At 68.2% G+C, this 19324-nt stretch carries 22 protein-coding genes; 12 read left to right on the top strand and 10 right to left on the bottom strand.

What is annotated here, in order from left to right:
- Positions 1–55: 55 nt before the first annotated feature.
- The gene (locus Q0579_RS08855; protein WP_298811390.1) at positions 56–871 is read left to right on the top strand and encodes an ATP-binding protein; all 816 of its coding nucleotides are present in this window, start codon (positions 56–58) and stop codon (positions 869–871) included.
- Here the strand turns inward: Q0579_RS08855 and Q0579_RS08850 are convergent.
- Entirely contained in the window at positions 868–2652 is a 1785-nt protein-coding gene (locus Q0579_RS08850) for an ATP-binding cassette domain-containing protein (RefSeq protein WP_298811387.1), read from the bottom strand. The genes Q0579_RS08855 and Q0579_RS08850 overlap by 4 nt on opposite strands.
- A gap of 105 nt (positions 2653–2757) precedes the next feature.
- Between Q0579_RS08850 and Q0579_RS08845 the strand changes: the two genes are divergently transcribed.
- Together Q0579_RS08845 and Q0579_RS08840 are read left to right on the top strand one after the other, a co-directional pair.
- Positions 2758–3051 carry a hypothetical protein gene (locus Q0579_RS08845; protein WP_366522280.1) on the top strand — a complete coding sequence of 98 codons (294 nt, stop codon included), beginning with the start codon at positions 2758–2760 and terminating at the stop codon, positions 3049–3051.
- A gap of 61 nt (positions 3052–3112) precedes the next feature.
- Positions 3113–3778 carry a response regulator transcription factor gene (locus Q0579_RS08840; protein ID WP_298811383.1) on the top strand — a complete coding sequence of 222 codons (666 nt, stop codon included), beginning with the start codon at positions 3113–3115 and terminating at the stop codon, positions 3776–3778.
- A 15-nt stretch (positions 3779–3793) separates the two neighbouring features.
- Here the strand turns inward: Q0579_RS08840 and Q0579_RS08835 are convergent, their stop codons facing one another.
- Positions 3794–4015: a hypothetical protein gene (locus tag Q0579_RS08835; RefSeq protein ID WP_298811381.1), complete on the bottom strand. Its 222-nt coding sequence runs from the start codon at positions 4013–4015 to the stop codon at positions 3794–3796.
- Positions 4016–4083: 68 nt separating this feature from the next.
- On the opposite strand from Q0579_RS08835, the gene Q0579_RS08830 reads away from it, so the two are divergent.
- Positions 4084–5466, top strand: a complete 1383-nt coding sequence (locus Q0579_RS08830; protein WP_298811379.1) for a HAMP domain-containing sensor histidine kinase — start codon at positions 4084–4086, stop codon at positions 5464–5466.
- A 110-nt stretch (positions 5467–5576) separates the two neighbouring features.
- On the top strand, positions 5577–6542 hold the full coding sequence (locus tag Q0579_RS08825; protein ID WP_298811377.1) for a cation diffusion facilitator family transporter: 966 nt from the start codon (positions 5577–5579) through the stop codon (positions 6540–6542).
- 25 nt (positions 6543–6567) lie between these two features.
- On the opposite strand, the gene Q0579_RS08820 is transcribed toward Q0579_RS08825, so the two are convergent.
- The gene (locus Q0579_RS08820; protein WP_298811374.1) at positions 6568–7578 is read right to left on the bottom strand and encodes a polyprenyl synthetase family protein; all 1011 of its coding nucleotides are present in this window, start codon (positions 7576–7578) and stop codon (positions 6568–6570) included.
- A 97-nt stretch (positions 7579–7675) separates the two neighbouring features.
- Here Q0579_RS08820 and Q0579_RS08815 point away from each other — a divergent pair, with 97 nt between their 5' ends.
- Together Q0579_RS08815 and Q0579_RS08810 are read left to right on the top strand one after the other, a co-directional pair.
- Positions 7676–7957: a chorismate mutase gene (locus Q0579_RS08815; protein WP_298811371.1), complete on the top strand. Its 282-nt coding sequence runs from the start codon at positions 7676–7678 to the stop codon at positions 7955–7957.
- A gap of 40 nt (positions 7958–7997) precedes the next feature.
- Positions 7998–8414, top strand: coding sequence for a BLUF domain-containing protein (locus Q0579_RS08810; protein ID WP_298811368.1), 417 nt, complete (start codon positions 7998–8000; stop codon positions 8412–8414).
- A gap of 16 nt (positions 8415–8430) precedes the next feature.
- Here the strand turns inward: Q0579_RS08810 and Q0579_RS08805 are convergent, their stop codons facing one another.
- Together Q0579_RS08805 and Q0579_RS08800 are read right to left on the bottom strand one after the other, a co-directional pair.
- Complete coding sequence (locus Q0579_RS08805) at positions 8431–9354, bottom strand: nitronate monooxygenase (protein ID WP_298811366.1); 924 nt, start codon at positions 9352–9354, stop codon at positions 8431–8433.
- Positions 9351–10073, bottom strand: coding sequence for a dienelactone hydrolase family protein (locus Q0579_RS08800; RefSeq protein ID WP_298811355.1), 723 nt, complete (start codon positions 10071–10073; stop codon positions 9351–9353). Before Q0579_RS08800 ends, Q0579_RS08805 begins: the two co-directional genes overlap by 4 nt.
- Positions 10074–10149: 76 nt before the next feature.
- Here Q0579_RS08800 and Q0579_RS08795 point away from each other — a divergent pair, with 76 nt between their 5' ends.
- Positions 10150–10605, top strand: coding sequence for a GNAT family N-acetyltransferase (locus Q0579_RS08795; RefSeq protein ID WP_298811352.1), 456 nt, complete (start codon positions 10150–10152; stop codon positions 10603–10605).
- Positions 10606–10691: 86 nt separating this feature from the next.
- A complete protein-coding gene (gene gpmA / locus Q0579_RS08790; RefSeq protein ID WP_298811350.1) occupies positions 10692–11378 on the top strand; it encodes a 2,3-diphosphoglycerate-dependent phosphoglycerate mutase in 687 nt (228 codons plus the stop codon).
- A 19-nt stretch (positions 11379–11397) separates the two neighbouring features.
- On the opposite strand, the gene recN is transcribed toward gpmA, so the two are convergent.
- Both recN and bamD read right to left on the bottom strand, forming a co-directional pair.
- Positions 11398–13053 (bottom strand): DNA repair protein RecN, encoded by a 1656-nt coding sequence (gene recN, locus Q0579_RS08785; protein WP_298811348.1) that lies wholly within the window; start codon positions 13051–13053, stop codon positions 11398–11400.
- A 75-nt stretch (positions 13054–13128) separates the two neighbouring features.
- Entirely contained in the window at positions 13129–14139 is a 1011-nt protein-coding gene (gene bamD, locus Q0579_RS08780) for an outer membrane protein assembly factor BamD (protein ID WP_298811345.1), read from the bottom strand.
- 142 nt (positions 14140–14281) lie between these two features.
- Here bamD and Q0579_RS08775 point away from each other — a divergent pair, with 142 nt between their 5' ends.
- Positions 14282–15106, top strand: coding sequence for a class I mannose-6-phosphate isomerase (locus Q0579_RS08775; protein ID WP_298811342.1), 825 nt, complete (start codon positions 14282–14284; stop codon positions 15104–15106).
- Between the two features lie 93 nt (positions 15107–15199).
- On the opposite strand, the gene Q0579_RS08770 is transcribed toward Q0579_RS08775, so the two are convergent.
- Positions 15200–16108 (bottom strand): neutral zinc metallopeptidase, encoded by a 909-nt coding sequence (locus Q0579_RS08770; RefSeq protein WP_298811340.1) that lies wholly within the window; start codon positions 16106–16108, stop codon positions 15200–15202.
- Between the two features lie 108 nt (positions 16109–16216).
- Here Q0579_RS08770 and Q0579_RS08765 point away from each other — a divergent pair, with 108 nt between their 5' ends.
- The gene (locus tag Q0579_RS08765) at positions 16217–17002 is read left to right on the top strand and encodes a 3-hydroxybutyrate dehydrogenase (protein WP_298811337.1); all 786 of its coding nucleotides are present in this window, start codon (positions 16217–16219) and stop codon (positions 17000–17002) included.
- Positions 16999–17658: a DUF4893 domain-containing protein gene (locus Q0579_RS08760; RefSeq protein ID WP_298811335.1), complete on the top strand. Its 660-nt coding sequence runs from the start codon at positions 16999–17001 to the stop codon at positions 17656–17658. Before Q0579_RS08765 ends, Q0579_RS08760 begins: the two co-directional genes overlap by 4 nt.
- A 10-nt stretch (positions 17659–17668) precedes the next feature.
- Here Q0579_RS08760 and Q0579_RS08755 read toward each other — a convergent pair whose 3' ends face one another.
- Together Q0579_RS08755 and Q0579_RS08750 are read right to left on the bottom strand one after the other, a co-directional pair.
- On the bottom strand, positions 17669–18307 hold the full coding sequence (locus tag Q0579_RS08755) for a hypothetical protein (protein WP_298811333.1): 639 nt from the start codon (positions 18305–18307) through the stop codon (positions 17669–17671).
- Positions 18307–19254: a cation diffusion facilitator family transporter gene (locus Q0579_RS08750; protein ID WP_298811440.1), complete on the bottom strand. Its 948-nt coding sequence runs from the start codon at positions 19252–19254 to the stop codon at positions 18307–18309. Before Q0579_RS08750 ends, Q0579_RS08755 begins: the two co-directional genes overlap by 1 nt.
- Positions 19255–19324: the final 70 nt, after the last annotated feature.

Genomic DNA, 19324 nt, shown 5'->3' with positions numbered 1-19324 from the left:
CGCCCAATTGAGCACACTCGGTTGAGTGAGCGCTGACCCGGCGTATAGCCGCCTGATGGACGACGCCCTGATCCGCATCGCCGCCGCACTGGAGCGGTTGAGCCCGCCACCGCCCGCGCCGGCCGATCCGATCGCGCAGCCGGCCTATGTGTGGCGCGATGGCGTGCTGATCGCGGCGCGCGACTTTCGCCCGCTCCGGCTCGATCTGCTGCACGGTGTCGATGCGCAGAAAGGGGCGTTGCTCGGCAATCTCGAACGATTGGCGGCGGGGCACGCGGCGCAGGACGTGCTGTTGTGGGGCGCGCGCGGCACCGGCAAGTCGGCGCTGGTGAAGGCGAGCGTCGGCTCGGTGCAGGCGGCAGGCGGTGCGCTGGCACTGGTGGAGGTGGCGGCGGATTGGCTCGGTACGCTGCCGCGGCTGTTCGACGCGATCGCGGGCGTGCCGCGCGCGTTCGTGCTGTTCCTCGATGATCTCGGTTTCGACGCGGTCGGCGACGCGCGCGCGTTGCGCTCGCTGCTGGAAGGCGGGGCGGAGGCGCGGCCGGCGAACGCGCGGCTGGTGGTGACCTCGAACCAGCGCCACCTCGTGCCGCGCGACATGGGCGCGCAGGAACGCGCGGTGAATGCGCGCGACGTCGCCGACGACCAGCTCGCGCTCGCCGATCGTTTCGGGCTGAGCCTGGGCTTTCACGTCGTCGATCAGGAACAATATCTCGGCATCGTGCGTGGCTATACCGAGGCGCATGCGCTGCCGTTCGACGCGTCCGACGCGGTGCAATGGGCGACACGGCGCGGCAGCCGGTCGGGTCGCGTCGCGTGGCAGTATGTCGTCGACCTCGCCGGGCGCGAGGGTCGCGCGCTCCCGAACTAGCCGAGTGCCTCGACCTGCTCGGCGAGGTCGAGCCAGCGCAGCTCGGCGCTGTCCTTTTCATCGCGCAGCGCGGCGATTTCGCGCATCAGCCGGTCGAACGCGGCGGGATCACGCGCGTAGAGGCCGGTGTCGGCGAGCAGATCCTCCTTCGCCGCGATCTGATTGTCGATCTCCTCGATCCGGCGCGGCAGCAGCTCGAAGTCGCGCTGGTCCTTGTAGCTGAGCTTGACGCGCGTCGGGGGTGGAGGCGCGGGCGGCGTGGCGCTCGCCTTTGCCGCCGACCGCTTCGCCTCGACGCGCGGGCGGCGCTTGGCGACCCAATCCTCGTACCCGCCTGCCACCACGTCGACGTGACCGCTGCCATCGAGCCCGAGCGTCACCGTCACGGTGCGATCGAGGAAGTCGCGATCGTGGCTGACGATCAGCACGGTGCCGTCGTAATCGGCGATCACTTCCTGCAACAGGTCAAGCGTTTCGAGGTCGAGGTCATTGGTGGGCTCGTCCATGACCAGCAGGTTGGACGAGCGCGCGAACTCGCGCGCGAGCAGCAGCCGCGAGCGCTCGCCGCCCGACAGCGTGCCGACGCGCGCGTCGACCATGTTGGGATCGAACAGGAACTCTTTCAGGTATCCGTGGATGTGCTTGCGCGTGCCGAGCACGTCGATCCACTCGCCGCCGTCCGCCAGCACGTCGCGCACCTTCTTCTCGGGCGCCATCAGGCTGCGTTGCTGGTCGATGACGATCCCGTCGAGCGTCTTGGCAAGCTTGACGGTGCCAGCGTCGGGCTGGAGCTCGCCGGTCAGCAGCTTGAGCAGGGTCGACTTGCCCGCGCCGTTGCTGCCGACGATGCCGATGCGGTCGCCGCGCGTGACCCGCAACGAGAGGTCGCGGATGATCGTGCGGTCGCCGAACGATTTCGATACATGTTCGGCGTCGATCACGACCTTGGTCTTCACATCGTCGCTGCCGACCGAGAGCGCGGCGGCGCCCTGCGGCCCAATCATCGCGGCGCGTTCGGCGCGCATCTCCTTCAGCTTGGTCAGCCGGCCCTGGTTGCGGCGGCGGCGGCCGGTGACGCCGCGCTGGAGCCAATGTTCCTCGAGTTTCAGCTTGGCGTCGAGCTTCTGCGCGGCGCGCTCCTCTTCGGCGTAGACGGCTTCGGTCCAGGCGTCGAACCCGCCGAAGCCGACCTCGTTGCGGCGCAGCGACCCGCGCTCCAGCCACAAGGTCTGGCGCGTCAGCCGCGTCAGGAAGGTACGGTCATGGCTGATGACGACGAACGCGCCGGTGTAGCGGTTGAGCCATTCCTCCAGCCACTCGATCGCGCCGAGGTCGAGGTGGTTGGTCGGCTCGTCGAGCAGCAGCACGTCGGGGTTGAGCGCCAGCGCTCGCACGATCGCCGCCCGCCGCCGCTCGCCGCCCGCCGCCGACGCGCAGACACGGGTGAGGTCGATGCCGAGCTGCCCCGCGATCGCCTCCGCCTCGTACGGCTCGGGCGCGCGATCGCCCGACAGGACGTAATCGGCCAGCGTCTCGAACCCGGCGAGGTTCGGTTCCTGTTCCAGCATTACGACATTGGTGCCCGGCACAATCGTGCGCCGGCCTTCGTCGCTATCGATCGCGCCCGCGATGAGCTTGAGCAGCGTCGACTTGCCCGCGCCGTTGCGCCCGATCAGCGCCAGCCGATCGCGCTGACCGATGTATACGTCGAGGTGGCGGAACAGCCATCCCGCACCCTGCACCAGGCCGAGGTCTTCATACGCTAGGATCGGAGCTGCCATGCCAGCGCACCTAGGGAACCGACCGCGACCGGGCAAGTTACCGACCGCTGACCGCGTTATTCACAGGGTGTTCAATCCGTTGTGGCTATGCAACTCCTCGTGAAGATGATCGCGTTCCTTCTGCTGCTGTCCCTGGCACCCTCCGCCGCAATCGCCGCGCCCGGCGAGCAGGAGAGCGAGCGCGCGTTCGCGTGGCGCGCGACGCGATCGGGCAAGCTGCTGCCGATCAAGGAGATCGAGCGGCGCGTGATCCCGACGATGAAGGGCGCGCAATATATCGGCTTCAACCTCGATCCGCAGTCGGCGGTCTACACGCTCAAGTTCCTCCACGACGGCGAGGTGATCTGGGTCGACGTGGACGGGCGATCGGGGCAGGTGCTGGGGCAGACCGGCCGCTAACCATTGATCTGGCCCGGCGCTCGCCGATAAGCGGGTGCCGACGTGCCGCAGGGAGACAATAATGCGTGTTCTGATCGTCGAGGACGAGCCGAACCTCGGCCAGCAGTTAAAGTCGACGCTGGAAGGGGCGGGTTATGCGATCGACCTCGCGACCGATGGCGAGGAGGGGCATTTCCTCGGCTCGACCGAGAATTACGACGCGATCGTGCTTGATCTGGGTTTGCCCGAGATCGATGGGCTGACGGTGCTCGATCGCTGGCGCAAGGAGGGGAAGGTGACCCCGGTGCTGGTGCTGACCGCGCGCGACAGCTGGTCGGACAAGGTGGCGGGGCTGGACGCGGGCGCGGACGATTATGTCGCGAAACCGTTCCAGACCGAGGAGCTGATCGCGCGGCTGCGCGCGCTGATCCGTCGCGCCTCGGGCAATGCCTCGTCGGAACTGACCGCCGGCGACGTGCGGCTCGATACGCGCAGCGGCAAGGTGACGCGGGCGGGTGAGCCGGTGAAGCTGACCGCGCAGGAATATAAACTGCTCAGCTACCTGCTGCACCACAAGGGCAAGGTGGTGAGCCGAACCGAGTTGATCGAGCATATCTACGATCAGGATTTCGACCGCGATTCGAACACGATCGAGGTGTTCGTGACGCGTATCCGCAAGAAGCTGGGGCAGGACGTCATTACCACGATCCGCGGGCTGGGCTACAGCCTGGAGGACCCGGACGGCTGAGGCGTGGCGGCTTCGTTACAGCTCCTGACCGCTGGCGTGCGCCGCTTCGACGCGGGCGGCGATCTGCTGCACCGTGGTCAGGTCGGCGAACCCGTCCTGCTCGGCCGGGATCACGCGCGCGGTGCGAAGCGGGGGGGGCGGCAGGTAATTGGGGGTGACACCCGCGACCGCGTAGGACGCGAGCAGCATACCGGACAGCATCGACACCAGGGTTCCACCCAGGACTGCAACGATCATGGCGGGTATGTTTCTACCTCTCCGCATGGTCTTTCCTCCTGTTTGTCGCTGAACCGGCGTGCGACGACATGGTTCCGGAACGCGACGAGATGAGCAGGCGGCGACGAACGCAGGGCTCGCTGTCGCGGCGGATGATCCTGATCGCGGCGGCGTGGATATCGATCCTGCTGGCGGGCGGCGGCTTCGCGCTCGACCGCGTGCTGGTCGCCGCGGTCACGCGCAACGCCGACGATCAGCTCGGCTACGTGCTGCGCTCGCTGCTCGTCTCGGCGGAGATCGACACAGCGGGAGAGGTGACGTTCAACCGCGAACCCGCCGACCAGCGCTTCCTCGAACCCTATTCGGGGCTCTACTGGCAGGTGTCGGCGCCGGGGCACGAGACCTGGCCGTCGCGTTCGTTGTGGGATCGTCAGCTCGCCTACGGCCAGCCGCACAACGACCGCAGCGTCCACAGCTACGACAGCCGCCAGTTCAAGGACGAGAAGCTGCGCGTCGTCGAGCAGGACGTGAAGCTGCCCGGATCGCCCGTGCGCTGGCGCTTCCAGGTCGCCTCAAGCCGCGAGGCGCTCGATGCGCAGATCACCATTTTGCGCCGCACGCTGATCCGCAGTTTTCTGCTGCTGGGCATCGGGCTGGTCGCGCTTGCCGCGTTGCAGACCTTCTACGGCTTGCTGCCATTGCGGCGGGTGCGTCTGGCGATCGCGCGGATGCGGGCGGGCAAGGCGAACCGGGTCGAAGGCGACATGCCCGTCGAGGTGCTGCCGATGATCGACGAGCTGAACGCGCTGGTCGAACATAACGAGCGGCAGGCCGAGGAAGCACGGCGGCACGCCGGCAATCTGGCGCACGCGCTCAAGACGCCGCTGACCGTCATCATGAATGCCGCCACCGCCAACTCGGACGATCTCGCCGACACCGTGATCCGCGAAGCGCGCACGATGCGGCGGCAGGTCGACCATCATCTGGCGCGCGCGCGCGCGGTCGGGCGGCGCGGCTCCGCGCACAGCCGCGCCGAAGTGTGGCCAAGCGTCGAATCGGTCGAGCGCGCGGTGCGCCGGCTCTACCCGCACGTCCGCGTCGACATGGACGGACCCAAGGATCTGGTCGCGCACATCGAACGGCAGGATTTGGACGAGATCATGGGCAATCTGGTCGAGAATGCCGCCAAATACGGCGGCGGCAGCGTATTCGTGACCGTCGGCGCGCATTCGGGTTTCGTGGAAATCCAGGTCGAGGACGACGGCGTCGGCATCCCCGAGGCCGACCGCGTGCGCATCTTCGATCGCGGCGTTCGGCTCGATTCGGGCAAGCCCGGGACGGGCCTTGGCCTCGCGATCGTCCGCGACGTGGCCGAGATCTACGACGGCACGGTCAGTCTCGAGGAAAGCGAGGATCTGGGCGGACTGCTGGTGCGGTTGCGGCTGCCGGCGGCTGCGCCGGTCGACGCCTAGACTCGGCTTCTGCTGCGACGCCGACCGGCGGGAAGCGCGCACATCTGGTCACGCGCGTTTCGCCGGCCGGGTCCTAGTATATCGCGCGGCGTCTGTTCTAACGGCGCGGCATGGCGCACGGTCATCACCACCACGGACACTCGCACGGCCATGGCCATTCGCATGGTCACGCGCACGGCCACGGCCATGCCCACGCAGCGCCGCCCGAGCGCTGGGATCGCGCCTTCGCGATCGGGATCGGGCTCAACCTGGCCTATCTGATCGTCGAGGCGGTCGCGGGCTGGCTCTACGGCTCGGTCGCGCTGCTGGCGGATGCGGGGCACAATCTGTCCGACGTGCTGGGGCTCGCGATCGCCTGGGGCGGGGCGGCGCTGGCGCGGACACCACCGTCCAAGCGCTTCACCTACGGACTGAAAGGCTCAACCATTCTCGCCGCGCTCGCCAATGCGTTGCTGCTGCTGGTCGCGCTCGGCGCGATCGCGGCCGAAGCGGTGCAGCGCTTCGCCGAGCCGCCGCACGTCCCGGGCCTGTCGGTCGCGGCAGTGGCGGCGGGCGGGATCGTGGTCAATGCGATCACCGCCTGGCTGTTCGCGCGCGGGCGGAAAGGTGACGTCAACATTCGCGGCGCGTTCCTCCACATGCTGTCCGACGCCTTGGTGTCGGCGGGCGTGGTCGTCGCAGGGATCGTCATCTGGGCGACCGGGGCGGGCTGGATCGACCCGCTCGTCAGCCTAGTGATCGCGGGCGTGATCTTCTGGCAGACCTGGGGCTTGCTGCGCGAAACGGTCGAGATGTCGCTCGCCGCGGTGCCGCGTGGCATCGATTATGACGGGGTGCGCGGCGCGCTCGTCGACTTGCCCGGCGTCACCGAGGTGCACGATCTGCACATCTGGCCGATGTCGACCACCGAGCCGGGGCTGACCGCGCACCTATGCGTGCCCGCGGGCCATCCCGGCGACGCGTTCCTCCACGGCATTCAGACCATGCTGCACGATCGGTTCGGCATCGGCCACGCGACCATCCAGGTCGAGACCGGCGTGCACGGTTGTGAGCTGGCGGACGAACGACGGGTCTGACCCGCGGATCCCTCGACCAACTAGGTCAATACGCGCGCGCCACCGCGAACTCGACCGCCTCGACCATCGCATCCTTGGCGGCACCCCCCGCGAACGGCCCGAGTGCGTCGATCGCGCGCTGACCATAGTGGCGCGCCCGCGCCAACGTGTCGTCAACCGAACGGGTGGCGCGGACGAGCTCGATCGCGTGCGCGAAATCGGAGTCGCTCGAGCGGCGGCCCTCGATCGCGTCCTTCCAGAAGGTGCGGTCCTCCGCCGAGCCGCGCGCATACGCGAGGATGACGGGCAGGGTGACCTTGCCCTCGCGGAAGTCGTCGCCCGCATCCTTGCCCATCGTGCCCGCGTCCGAGGTATAGTCGATCGCGTCGTCGACCAGCTGGAAGGCGATGCCGAGGTAGCGGCCATAGGCGTCGAGCGCTTCCTCCTCGGCGTCGGGCCGTTCGGCGACCACGGCCGAGATACGGCAGGCGGCGGCGAACAGCGCGGCGGTCTTCGCGCCGATGATGTCGAGGTAGCGGTCCTCGCCCAGGTCGACGCGGCGCACCGCGGTCAGTTGGTTGACCTCGCCTTCCGCGATCACGGCGGACGCGTGGCTGAGGATCTTGAGCGATTTCAGACTGTCGGCCTCGACCATCAGCTCGAAGCTGCGGCTGAACAGGAAGTCGCCGACCAGCACGCTCGCCGGATTGCCCCAGATGATGTTGGCGGTGCGCTTGCCGCGGCGCAGGTCGGAGCCGTCGACGACGTCGTCGTGCAGCAGCGTCGCGGTGTGGATGAACTCGACCGCGGCGGCGAGGCGGTGGTGGCGCGTGCCGGTGTAGCCGATCAGCTTCGCGCTCGCGAGCGTCAGCATAGGCCGCATCCGCTTGCCGCCGCCCGCGATCAGATGCCCGGCGAGTTTGGGGATCAGCGGGATCTGCGACTGCATCCGGTCGAGGATCACGGTGTTGACCGCATTCATGTCGGCGGCGACCAGATCGACCATCGGATCGAGCGAAGGGGTGCGGCCCGAGAGCCGGTGGATCGATGCACTCATCTCCCCGCGCGTGTACGAGCGGACGCCGGGGCAAGGCAAGTCGCGATCGTCCTTGCGAGCCGGGCGTGTCTGCGCAACATGGGCCGCGGAGGGCCGCATGACCGACGACGTGCTGAAGGGTTACCGCAAGAGTATCGACAATATCGATGCCGCGCTCGTCTGCCTGCTGGCCGAGCGGTTCAAGGTGACGCAGGCGGTCGGGCGGCACAAGGCGGCGAGCGGTCTGCCTGCCGCCGATCCGGGCCGCGAGGAACAGCAGATCGCGCGGCTGCGTCAACTCGCGCTCGATGCCGAGCTCGACCCCGAATTCTCCGAAAAATTCCTGCGATTCATCATCGACGAGGTGATCCGTCACCACCGTGCTGCCGCGAGGTCATGATCGTCTCGACTTGGTAACATGGATTAGCTAATGCGCCAGGATGACTGACCAGCAAGATGCGCGGTTTCGACGCATCGTCTACTCCAGCACGGCGACCGCCCCGACCGACGACGATACGCAGATCGACATCCTGCGCCAGTCGCGCGCCAACAACGGGCTGAATGGTATTTCGGGCATCCTGCTGTCGGACGGGCGGCGCTTTCTCCAGGTGCTGGAGGGCACGCCCGAGGCGATCGAGCATGTGTTCGCGCGGATCAGTGCCGACCCGCGCCACGCCGAGGTGAAGACGCTGCACGACGAACTCGACTCGCGCCGCATCTTCAGCGGCTGGACCATGGCGAGCATGTCGGACAGTCGCCAGACCGACGCGATCCGCGAGCGGTTGCAGGTGCTGCTGCGCAGCGCGCCCGACGACATCCGCGTGGAGTTCGAGGACATTCTGCGGACGGTGAACTGACCGCGAGCGCGGGCGACTATCGCGGTAGCGCGGCGACCACCTCGTCATATTCCGCCATCGTTTCGGCGAAGATCTGCGCCACCGGTTTCACTGCGTCGATCCGCCCCGCGACCTGCCCGGTCAGCGCGATACCTGCTTCCAGGTCGCCGCCAAAATACACCGCCTGCGTGTCGGCGAATTCGGCGAAGATGCTGGGGCTTCCGTCCGCCTCGATCCGCGTCGTGCGTTTCGTCCGCAGCGCGCGCAGCGCCGGGCCCGGGCCGCTGCGGTTCAGGAACACCGTGTCGGTCGCGTCGGCGTCGATGATCGCCTGTTTCCAATTGTCGTGCACCGGACATTCGCTGGCCGAGAGGATGCGCGTGCCCATCAACACGCCCTCCGCGCCGAGCGCGAAGGCGGCCGCCATCGAGCGTCCGTCGACGATGCCGCCGGCGGCGACCACGGGCACGTCGACCGCCGCGACCACCTGCGGCACCAGCACCATCGTCGACACGTCCTTGGCGTTCTTGAACCCGCCGCCTTCGCCGCCCTCGACGATCAGCCCGTCGACGCCGGCCTCGACCGCGCGCAAGGCACCGGCGAGATTGGGCACGACGTGAAAGACGGTCAGCCCGGCCGCTTTCAGGGTCGCGGTGTATTTCATCGGATCACCCGCCGAGGTGGTGACGAAGCGGACGCCCTGATCGATCACGAACTGGATGATGCAGGGGTCGCGCACGAACGCCTGCGCGACGTTGACCCCGAACGGTTTGGTGGTGAGGTCGCGCATCCTGACGATCTCGCCGCGGATGACGTCGAGTTCGGCCGACGAGGTTTCGATGATCCCCATGCCGCCCGCGTTCGACACCGCGCTCGACAAGGGCGCGCGCGCGATCCAGCCCATCGCCGCCTGGATGATCGGCTTCTCGATGCCGAGCATCTCGGTCACGCGCGTCTTCATGCGAAGACCTCGCTCAGGAAATTCTGCATCGCCTGCCAGCTCCGACGGTCGGCCCGCTCCTCGTAAGCGACGCCGGGGATGGTCGATCCCCTCATGCTCGCGTCGGTGAAGGCGTGGCCGGCGTTGCCGTAAGCGTGGATCTGCCAGTCGGCGCCGCTCTGCGTCAGCTCCTGTCCCAGCGCGACCACCGTCTCTGGCTTGCCGAGCGGATCGTCCCAGCCGTGGCAGATCAGCAGCTTGGTCCTGATCGGTGAGACATTGTCGTAATCGGGGCGATCGTAGACACCGTGGAAGCTGACACCGCCCAGGATGTCGAGGCCGCTGCGCGCCATGTCGAGTACGCACTTGCCGCCGAAGCAGAAACCGATCGCGGCAGTCTTCGCCGCGTCGACCTCGGGCTGGGCCTTCAGTGCCGACAGGCTGGCGTCCAACCGGTCGCGCAGCAGCGCGCGGTCTGCGTTCATCTCGTCCATGTAGCGCGATGCCTCGGGTCCGCGCTGCGTCCGCTTGCCCTGACCATAGACGTCGCCCGCGAAGGAGGCGTAGCCGAGCGCGGCGAGCGCCTCTGCCTTGGCGTTGTCCTCCTCCTTCTGGCCGAGGATGTTGGGGATCACCAGGACGCCGGGGCGGGGGCCTGGGTGTGCGCTGTCCCAGGCGAACACGCCCTCGAACCGGCCACCCGGGCCGTCATGGATCAACGTCCTGCGCTCAACTGCCATGTGCGATCCTCCGTGCTTGCCCGCCGGCCGCGGCGCGATACACCGCTACACAACACCTTGGCAGCGGAGCGCGCAAGTGCAGGTACGTCGCGACGATCCCACCAACCCAGCGATCGCAGCGCTGCTCGCCGCGCATGTCGCCGAACAGCGCGGCGCGGTGCCCGAGGGCTTCTCCTTCGCGCTCGACGGGCGGGCGCTGTCGGCGCCCGAGATCGCGTTCTTCATCGCATGGAACGATGGCGTCGTCGCCGGCATGGGCGCGCTCAAGCAACTGGGTGACGGGGGCGGGGAGGTGAAGTCGATGCGCAGCACGGCCGCCGCGCGCGGGCGCGGCGCGGGCCATGCGATCCTGTCGGCGATTATTGGGGAGGCGCGTCGGCGCGGTTTGACGCGCCTTTATCTGGAGACGGGCACGACGCCGGCGTACGACGCCGCGATCCGGCTCTACAAGCGCGCCGGCTTCGTCCCCTGCGATGCGTTTGCCGATTATCGGCCCAGCCCGCACAATCGTTTCTTCGTGCTGCACCTGTAGCCATCGCGGCTTGCCCGCGCCCGCCGCTTTCCCCTAGCGAGGGGTAAACCGCCGCCGCCGTGCGGCCCCGCACAGAGGTTCCATCCATGCCCACACTTGTCCTCATCCGCCACGGCCAGTCGTCGTGGAACCTGGAGAATCGCTTCACCGGATGGTGGGACGTCGACGTGACCGAGAAAGGCGCGGCCGAGGCGCGTGCGGCGGGCGAACTGATGGCGGCGAAAGGCCTCGACTTTGACCAAACGTTCACCAGCCTGCAGACGCGCGCGATCAAGACGCTCAACCTCGCGCTGGAGGCGATGGGGCGGTTGTGGCTGCCGGTCGAGAAGCATTGGCGGCTGAACGAGCGGCACTACGGTGGGCTGACCGGGCTCGACAAGGCGGAGACCGCGGCCCGCCACGGCGACGAGCAGGTGCATATCTGGCGCCGCAGCTTCGATGTGCCGCCCCCAGTGATGGAGGCGGGGAGCGAGTACGACCTGTCGGGCGATCGTCGCTACGCGGGCATCGACGTGCCCGCGACCGAGAGCCTGAAGGACACGATCGCGCGCGTGCTGCCGTACTGGGACGAGCGGATCGCCCCTGCGCTGAAGGACGGGCAGCGCGTGCTGATCTCCGCGCACGGCAATTCGTTGCGCGCGTTGGTCAAGCATCTAAGCGACATTCCAGACGACGAGATCACCGGGCTGGAGATCCCGACCGGCCAGCCGATCGTCTACGAACTCGACGCGGACCTGAACGCGACCGATCGCTACTATCTGAGCGAGCGGTAAGCGAAAGCGCGCGCGGCGCTCAGGCGGGTTCGAGCAGACGCTCGGCCTGCGCGCGCGCCTCGTCGGTGACGGTCGCGCCCGACAACATCCGCGCGATCTCCTCGCGCCGCTCGGCGGCTGACAGCGGGCGGACACCGGTGCGTGTGACCTTGCCGTCGTTGCTCTTGGCGATCAGCAGGTGCGCAGCGCCACGTGCCGCGACCTGCGGCGAGTGCGTGACGACGAGCAGTTGCGCGCGCGTCGCCAGCCGCGCGAGCCGGTCGCCGATCGCGCTCGCCACCGCGCCGCCGACGCCGCGGTCGATCTCGTCGAAGATCATCGTCGCGGCACCGCCCTGCTGCGCCAGCGCGACCTTGAGCGCGAGAATGAAGCGCGACAGCTCGCCGCCGCTCGCAATCTTGGCCAATGGTGCGAAGGGCGCGCCGGGGTTGGTCGAAATCTCGAACTCGACGCGGTCACATCCGGCGGGCGACCACTCACCCTCGCTAAGCGGGGCAACGATCGTGCGGAACCGCGCGGCGTCGAGCTTGAGTGGCGCGAGCTCGCCCGCGACTGCAGCATCGAGCCGTTTCGCCGCGGCGGCGCGCTGCTTCGTGAGGGCGTCGGCGGCCGCGACATAGGCGGCGCGCGCCTTGTCGACCCGCGCCTCCAGCCCGGCGAGACCTTCCTCGCCCGCGTTCAAACGTTCGAGCTGCGCGCGCTGTCGATCGGCGAGCGCGGCGAGGTCGTCGGGCTGGACGCGGTGCTTGCGCGCCATCGCGCGCAGCTCGAACAACCGTGCCTCATCCTCCTCCAGCTGACGTGGATCGTGCATCAGCGCGGCGGCAGCATCGCGCAGCTTTTCCTCCGCGACCGCCCCCTCGATCACCGCGCGGTCGATCGCGGCGAGCGCTTCGGCGAGCGCGGGGTGATCCTCCGCGATGCGCTCGAGCACGCGCGCGGCCTGGCGCAGCTGCGTCATCGCGCCGTCGCGGCCGTCAACGTGTCCGGTCACGTCGTTCAGATCGTCGGCGATCTTCTCCGCGCGCTGCATGCCGCGGCGGCGTTCGGCGAGCGCTTCCTCCTCACCGGGTTCGGGCGCGAGCTTGTCGAGTTCGGCGACCGCGTGTTCGAGCCATTCGCGGTCGCGCTGCGCGGTCGCGATCTCGGCCTGCGCGTCCTCCAGCGCGGACGCGGCGGCGCGCCAGGCGGCATGGGCGGCGGACACTTTCGCCACGTCGGCGCGCGCAAACGCATCGAGCAGCGCGCGGTGGCCGGCGGGGGCGAGCATGCCGCGGTCGTCGTGCTGTCCGTGGATCTCGACCAGCATCTGCCCGATCTCGCGCAGCAGCGCGGCGGAGGCGGGCTGGTTGTTGACGAAGGCGCGACTGCCGCCGTCCGCCTTGACGATGCGGCGGACAATCAGCGGCTCGCCCGGTTCGGCGTCGATGCCATTTTCCTCCAGCACCGCGTCGACGCCCGCGGGTGCGTCAAACGTCGCGGTGACGCTCGCCTGCGCGGCACCGTGACGCACCAGCCCGCTGTCGCCGCGCCGCCCGAGCGCGAGGCCGAGCGAGTCGAGCAGAATCGACTTACCCGCACCCGTTTCGCCGGTCAGCACACCGAGCCCGTCGCCGAACTCAAGGTCGAGCGCTTCGATCAACACCACGTCGCGAATGGAAAGGGCGGTCAGCATAGGTCGCCAACGCCTTTAGCGCAGATCGGACGCGAAGTTACCCTTTTTGTTCCGCGAACACGCACGTCGCGCCCCTTACGGGGTCGGCGTGCTCGACGTCGGATTGGGGGTGTTCGCGGGCGAGGTCGTATCGGGCGGCAAGGTGCCCGCGGGATCGCCGCCGGTGGTCGCCGGCGTGACCGCGTTCGGCGCATCGGCCTTGGCCGGCACGCTGGTGGTCGCTTCGCCCGCCACCGTCGTGGTGCGCGTGCCCGGCGGCACCACCTGCGCGCCCGGCGCGAGCGGCGCGATCGCGGTCGAGGGATATTCGCGCATCAGCTTGTAGGCGCGCTGATACCAGTCGGAGCCCGGGTAATTGGCGCCGAGCACGGCGGCGGCCTTTTCCGCTTCGTTGCGGACGCCGAGCGCGAGATAGGTCTCGGTCAGTCGCATCAGCGCCTCGGGCGCGTGCGTCGTTGTCTGATATTCGTCGATCACCTTGCGGAAGCGCAGCGTCGCGGACAGCCACTGCCGGCGGCGTTCGTAGAAGCGGCCGACCTCCATCTCCTTGCCCGCGAGGTGATCGCGCACGAGGTCGAGCTTCAGCCGCGCATCGGCGGCGTAGCGCGTGTTGGGGTAGCGCCGGACGAGCTCGCCGAGCGATTCCTGCGCCTGCGTGGTGATCTTCTGATCGCGCGTCACGTCGCTGATCTGCTCGTAATAGCTCATCGCGACGAGGTAATAAGCGTAAGGCGCGTCGCGATTGCCCGGGTGGACCGACAGGAAGCGCTGCGCACCCTGGATCGCGTTGGTGTAATCGCGCGCGAGATAATAGCTGAAGGCACCCATCAACTGCGCGCGGCGCGCCCAGACCGAATAAGGATGCTGGCGCTCGACCTCGTCGAACAGCGCGGCCGCTTCCTTGTAGCGCCCCTGATCCAGCCGCGTCTTGGCCGAGGTGTACAAGGTGCCGACGTCGCGCGCGACATAGGGCAGGTCGCTGCCAGCGCGGCTGCGCGCACAACCAGCAATGGGGAGCGCGAGCGCGGCGATCAGCGCGATTGGCAGACCACGAGCCGAAAGGCCACGAACGGGAAGGGTACGCATCGGCGCAGGCCTTAGCGCATGCGAACGCGTCGGAACAACGGCTTTTGCGTTACGCTCACCGATCAGCTGTTTGCACTCGCGTTGCGCAACGGACGTGTTACCGCGGGCGTTGTTCCGCCTCTTACGACCAACAGGAGTTCCCATGCCCGCCACCCTGCTTGCCACCAAGCGCGTCGAGAAGCCGTGGGGCCGGCACACGCTTTATCCCGGCTTTCCCGATCCGTCGCCCGAAGGCGAGCCGATCGGCGAGGTGTGGTTCCAGTCACCGCGTCCGGAACAGTCGGAATTGCTGATCAAATATCTGTTCACCAGCGAGAAATTGTCGGTGCAGGATCACCCGTCGGACGAGGAAGCGCAGAAGCGTGGCCTGCCGCGCGGCAAGGACGAATGCTGGACGATCCTGGATGCCGAGCCCGATTCGACGATCGCGATCGGTCCGCTGGCGCCGATGACCGCGGATGAACTGCGGGAAAGCGCGCTCGACGGGTCGATCGAGCACAAGCTCGATTGGAAGCCGGTGAAGAAGGGCGACTTCTTCTACTCGCACTCAGGCGTGATCCACGCGATCGGCGCCGGGCTGACGTTGATCGAGGTGCAGCAGAATTCGGACACGACCTACCGCCTGTACGATTACGGCCGCCCGCGCGAACTGCACCTGGACGACGGGATCGCGGTCGCGGAGCTGACGCCGTGGACGCCGCCGAGCGCGCCGGGCGAGGTCGAGCCGGGTCGCACGATCCTGGTCGAAGGGCCGAAGTTCGTGCTGGAGCGCTGGACCGGCGGCGACCGGGAGATTGACTTGCCCGAGGGAAAGACCGGCTGGCTGGTGCCGATCAAGGGTGAGGGCGTCGTCGCAGGCGTCGCGTGGAAGGCGGGCGAGTGCGTCACCGTGACGGGTACGGAGAAGCTGCACGCGTCGAACGATGCCGACCTGCTGTTCGCTTACGTGGGTGGCCACCGTATCTGATTGCGCATGAGCCCGGCGGACCTGACGCGCCGGGCTGACCATCAATGGAAACATGAACGGGCGAGATGCTGGAGCAGCTCGCCCGTTCCTCGTTCAGATCGCGCCCGAGAAGGTGTCGCACGCCGCGGGGTCACCGCTTTCCATCCCGCGGCGCAACCAGAACTGGCGCTGCGCCGAGGTGCCGTGGGTGAAGCTGTCGGGTACGACGCGGCCCTGCGCCTCGCGCTGGAGCGTGTCGTCGCCGATCGCCTGCGCGGCGCGCATGCCTTCCTCGACGTCGCCCGGCTCTAACCGATCGCGATTCTTCGCCGCCCAGACGCCGGCGTAGCAATCGGCCTGCAGCTCGAGCCGGACCGAGGCGGCGTTGCCCTCCGTCTCGCTGCTGCTGCGCTGGACCTGCTGCACCTGCGCCGATGTGCCGAGCAGGTTCTGGATGTGGTGGCCGAATTCGTGCGCGACGACGTAATATTGCGCGAAGTCGCCCGGCGCCTTGAAGCGGTTGGTCAGCTCGTTGAAGAAGCTGGTGTCGAGATAGATGTCGCTGTCCGTCGGACAGTAGAACGGCCCCATCGCGCTCTGCGCCGCGCCGCAGCCGGACTGACCCTGGCCGCTGAAGAAGCGCAGACCGGGTGCGCGGAAAGGCTGGCCCGAGGCGGCGAAGATCTGTTCCCAAGTATTCTCGGCATTGCTGAACGCGTTGCAGGTCGCGCGTCGTTCGGGGCTGGCGTCGCAGATCTGCTGCACGCTGCCGCCGCCCGACTGCTGGCCGACCTGCGTCGAGGGGGCGCTGCCTCCGCCGCCGCCGAGGATGCCGCCCAGCCCGCCGAGGCCGCCACCGAATACCGCCATCAGGATCAGCACGACGACGATCCCGCCGCAGCCGAACCGGCTGCCGATCAGCGGCAGCAACCCGAACAGCAGCCCGCCGCCGCCGCCGCCGAAGCCGCCGCGCGATGTGGCATCGCCGACGTCGATGTCATTCTCGTAATCGTCGAGCCGCATGGCCTGCCCCCCGGTGCAATCGTTGCTGTTGCGGCATGAACCCCTTTGGCGGGCTCCGGGTTGCAACGCGTCGGCTAGTGGTTGATGCAGAGCGGAGAGGAGAAGGCCATGTTCCTGAAGGGTAAGAGCGCGATCGTTACCGGATCGACCTCGGGCATCGGCCTCGCGATCGCGCGTGCGCTGGCGGCGGAGGGCGCGAGCGTGATGCTGAACGGCTTCGGCGAGGCCGACACGATCGAGCAGGCACGCGCGGAGATCGAGGCGACGAGCGGCGCGCGCGCGCTCCACGACGCGGCCGACATGACCAAGCCCGACGAGATCGCGGCGATGGTGGCGCGGGCCCACGCGGAGCTCGGCGGGCCCGACGTGCTAGTCAACAATGCCGGCATCCAATATGTCGCCCCGGTTCACGACTTTCCGGTCGAGAAATGGGACGCGATCCTGGCGATCAACCTGTCGAGTGCGTTTCACGCGATGCGCGCGGCGGTGCCGTTGATGCGCGAAAAGGGCTGGGGTCGGATCATCACCACGGCGAGCGCGCACAGCCTCGTCGCCAGCCCGAACAAATCGGCCTATGTCGCGGCCAAGCACGGCGTCGCCGGATTGACCAAGGCCGTGGCGCTTGAGAATGCGACGCACGGCATCACCGTCAACTGCATCTCGCCCGGCTATGTCTGGACCCCGCTGGTCGAGAGCCAAATTCCCGACACGATGAAGGCGCGGGGCATGACGCGCGAGCAGGTGATGAACGACGTGCTGCTCGCCGCGCAACCGACCAAGGAGTTCGTGACGCCCGAGCAGGTCGCCGCCTTCGCGCTGTTCCTGTGCCGCGAGGAGGCAAAGGCGATCACGGGTGCGAACCTGTCCGCGGACGGCGGCTGGACCGCGGCGTGAGCGCCAAGCGGCTCGCCTGCGCCGGGCTGGTGCTGGCGGTGCTCGGTGGATGCGGTGGAGGGAGTGCTGACATGGGTGTGCGGTCGGCCGTGGACGAGCCGGCCGGGCGCTCGGCGGGTGACGCGCGTGGCTGGCGAACGATCGCGACCGGGTCAGACCGGCAGCGGCTGCGCGGATGGCGTACCGCCTGGATCGCGGCGCTGGGCAAGGCGCGCGGCAGCGGTGCGGGGGCCAAGATCGACGCCGATCCGCCGCTCTACGCCTATGACACGGCGCTACCCGATCCGCTGCCGCCCGCGGGCGATTACCGCTGTCGCACGGTGAAGCTCGGCGCCAAGACGCCTGGCGGGCTCGACTATGTTGCTTACCCGTTCTTTCGCTGTCGCGTCGCCGCCGAAGGAGGCGAGGTGACGCTCGCCAAGCTTACGGGATCGCAGCGCGTGATCGGGACCATCTATCCGCACGACACGACGCGCGCGGTGTTCCTGGGCACGATCGCCCTCGGCGACGAGCGGAGCGCGATGCGGTACGGGCGCGACGCGACCCGCGATGTCGCGGGCTGGGTCGAGCGGATCGCGCCGGCGCGCTGGCGCGTCGCGCAACCCTATCCGGCGTTCGAGTCGACCCTTGACGTGCTGGAGTTGGTGCCCGCGTGAGGTGCCGGGACTATTGGGTGTCTGGCTTGCCCTTCATCGTGCCGGGGTCGGAGACGGGCGCGTCGATCGGGCGCACGCCGTCGATTGCGGGCAGCGTGGCAAGATAGTCCTTTCCGGCCTTCTCGATCACGCTGACATGGCCGGCGTTGGCGTTCTCCACCGCGAGCAGGAAGCTGCTCGGCTTCTTCATCAGCTTAGGGTGATCGAGCCCGGTCAGCCCGCTCGCCCGCGCCGCCTCGCGCACGAAGTGGACGCAGTTGCGCTTGCCCAGATTGTAGGTGCTGTCGCCCGTCTTTTCGCTCCAGCCCGCGATCAGCCGCAGCACCGCGTCATATTGCGCGTCGGTCAGCGTGACCGCGAAGCGCACGTGACTGCCGTTCATGTAGTTGAGCTTGGGCGTCTCGACGCGCCCCTTGACGTTGCCAAACAGCAGCGCCGGGGTGACCGACTGCGCGGTGAAGCCGTAGCTGGCGTCGACCGCCGGCCCGCCGCGATCGGGTGCGCCGCGCAGCATGAAGAAGGCGTGCGGAAAGTAGTTGCCGAAGTCGCGGTTCCAGAAGGTGATCGTGACCGCCGCCTGCGCCGGCAGCGCGGTGGCGAGCAGCAGCATGGCGCCAAGCGAGCTGGCGAGCCGGTTGAACAGCGTCATCACGCAGCGGCTCCGTCCGACACCGCGTCGCTCGTCTTTTCAGGGCGAATGTAGATCGAGGACAAGCGCGGCTCCGCCTTCTTCAGCGTTTGTTCGATCTCCTCGATCATCGTCTCGCCCTGTCCCATCGTGAGATTGTCGTCGAAATCGGCGCTGATCGCAACGAAGATGCTGTCGGGCGCGGTGTGGATCGTGCGGACGTGGTTGACCGCGGTGATCGCCGGATGTGCCGCAACTGCTTCGCGAACGCGCGCGACCACCTGCGGGTCGGCACGCTCGCCGATCAACAGGCCCTTCGCCTCGCGCGCGAGCAGCACCGCGACGATGCCAAGCACGCCGCCGATCGCGACCGAGGCGTAGCCGTCGATCCGCGGGTCGCCGAACGCGTGACTTGCCCAGACGCCGACCGCGGCGAGGACGAGCCCGGCGAGCGCCGCCGAATCCTCGAACAACACGATGAAGCCGGGCGGGTCCTTCGACTGGTGGATCGCCTCCCACCAGCCGAGATCGCCCTTTGATTGCTTGAACTCGCGCCGCGCGATCCACCACGACGATCCCTCCAGCGCGAAGGAGATCGCGATCACGACATAGTTGATCGTCGGGTTGGTCAGCTCCTCGGGCTCGATGATGTGGAGATAACCCTCGTAGACCGAGACGCCGGCGCCGATCGCGAAGATCAGGATCGCGACCACGAACGCCCAGAAATACAGCTCGCGTCCGTAGCCGAACGGATGCGCCGCGTCCGCCGGGCGCTTGGCGCGTTTCTGCCCGTAGAGCAGCAGCACCTGGTTGCCGCTGTCCACGACCGAATGGACCCCCTCGGTCAGCATCGACGACGATCCGGTGATGCCGGCGGCAACGAATTTCGCCACTGCGATGCCGAGGTTGGCGGCGAGCGCGCCGAACAGGACGATGTTGTCGCGGATACGGGCGGTAAGGTCGGACAGCGTGCGGGTTCCCGGTTCAGTTCGGGCGTGTAAACAAATGTGTCGCCAAGTCGTTCATCGCCGCGTTGCG

Origin of the sequence: uncultured Sphingomonas sp. (assembly GCF_936927845.1) — a bacterium.
GTDB lineage: Bacteria > Pseudomonadota > Alphaproteobacteria > Sphingomonadales > Sphingomonadaceae > Sphingomonas.
The sequence above is the reverse complement of the archived record's forward strand: the minus strand, read 5'-3'. Positions and strand labels throughout refer to the sequence as shown.